This is a genomic window from Xanthobacter sp. BG11Y11_SDJG, assembly GCF_057364445.1.
The window spans coordinates 1-1,409 of record NZ_JBNFNU010000651.1; the positions used below are offsets into that span (position 1 = coordinate 1).

Here is a 1,409-nt window from a genome sequence, read left to right on the forward strand (position 1 = left end):
CGCCTGGCGCGGAGGGCGAGGAGAAGCGCCTCGGCCGGCCGCCTCTGGTCAGCGACCCGCGCGAGGAGATCCTGCGACAGGCGGCGAAGGCTGTTCGCGCAGAAGGGCTATGGCGCTTCCTCGCTGGCCGAGGTCGCCGCGACGCTCAATTATTCCAAGGGCGCGATCTACAATTATTTCTCCACCAAGCAGGAGATCTACGACGCCATCATATCCGCACGCTGGAGGGGCTGAACCGCGCCGGCGCCGAGGCGGTGGCGCAGGGCGCAAGCCCGCGCGAGCGGCTGCGCCTCTTCATGATCGGCCATGCGCGCTACCTCGCGGAGAACTACGACAGCTTCGTCACCATGCTGGTGGGCTATTCCGGCATGGCGAGCGCCGCCCTCAAGGACGACGCGCTGCGCCTGCGCGATGCCCATGAGGGCCTGCTGCGCGCCATCATCGCCGACGGCGTGGCGGATGGCTCGTTCCGCGCCATGGACGTGGCCATGACCGGCCGCGCCGTGCTCTCGCTCCTGTCCTGGATGGCGCGCTGGTATCGCCCCGGCGGCGCCCTGGGCGCCGAGGAGATCGCCGACTTCTATTGCGACCTCATCGCCTCCGGCCTCCTGCCGCGCTGACCAGCGGCGCGCGCCATGCCGGGCCGCAGCCGGCGCGCGTGGAACCCGCCTTCGCCCCGGGCGTTACCGAGCCGGGGCAGGGGCGACCTATGACCAACGGAGGCTGCCATGACCACGTCCGCCGCAAGCGCCGGCAAGGCAACCGCGACCATCGCGCCCGCCAAAACCGCTCCCGCCAAGACTGCACCTGAGAACGTCGCCACCGATCCGAAGGCCGCGAGCGGCCTCACCGAAATCGAGCGGGACCGCATCAAGCGCCGGGCCCACGGGCTGTGGCGCGAAGCCGGCTCGCCCCAGGGCCGCGACCGCGAGTTCTGGGAGCAGGCCGAGCTCCAGGTCCTGAAGGGCGGCCCGTCCGCCTGATCCGCCATCACGCCAAGGAGACCAGGCGATGCCCGCGAAATCCCAAGCCCAGCAGAAGGCGGCGGGCGCCGCCTTGGCCGCCAAGCGCGGCGAAATGCCCAAGTCCAAGCTGAAGGGCGCCTCGCGCTCCATGGTGGAGAGCATGAGCGAAAAAGAGCTCGACAAGATGGCCTCCACCCCGCGCAAGGGAAAGCCGCAGCACGCCGACAAGGGCTGAACACCTTCTCTGTGGGAGAGGGCAGGGCTGCGGCGCGGGGAACCCCTCACCCCATCCCTCTCCTTCAGGGAGAGGGAGCCGCGTCGCGCCTTGGAAGGCGCGCCTCTGTTCAGGGGCTCGGCTCGTCCGTGCGCCCGAGGGCAAAACCCTCTCCCCCCGCGGGGTGTGGGCAGGGTGAGGAGGCCGTCGCCGGGCCGTCGCGCCGCAGC

The 1,409-nt window shown here is 70.8% G+C and carries 4 protein-coding genes; all 4 read left to right on the top strand.

All coding sequences use genetic code 11. The features are described from left to right. Positions 1–234 (top strand): TetR/AcrR family transcriptional regulator (locus AC2W7M_RS25415; RefSeq protein WP_486135883.1); only part of this gene is annotated, 234 nt, incomplete at its 5' end. Between the two features lie 20 nt (positions 235–254). Then, positions 255–620 (top strand): TetR-type transcription factor C-terminal domain-containing protein, encoded by a 366-nt coding sequence (locus AC2W7M_RS25420; protein ID WP_486135884.1) that lies wholly within the window; start codon positions 255–257, stop codon positions 618–620. Between the two features lie 108 nt (positions 621–728). Then, positions 729–983, top strand: a complete 255-nt coding sequence (locus AC2W7M_RS25425) for a DUF2934 domain-containing protein (RefSeq protein ID WP_486135885.1) — start codon at positions 729–731, stop codon at positions 981–983. A 28-nt stretch (positions 984–1,011) separates the two neighbouring features. After that, positions 1,012–1,200: a DUF3008 family protein gene (locus AC2W7M_RS25430; protein WP_486135886.1), complete on the top strand. Its 189-nt coding sequence runs from the start codon at positions 1,012–1,014 to the stop codon at positions 1,198–1,200. Positions 1,201–1,409: the final 209 nt, after the last annotated feature.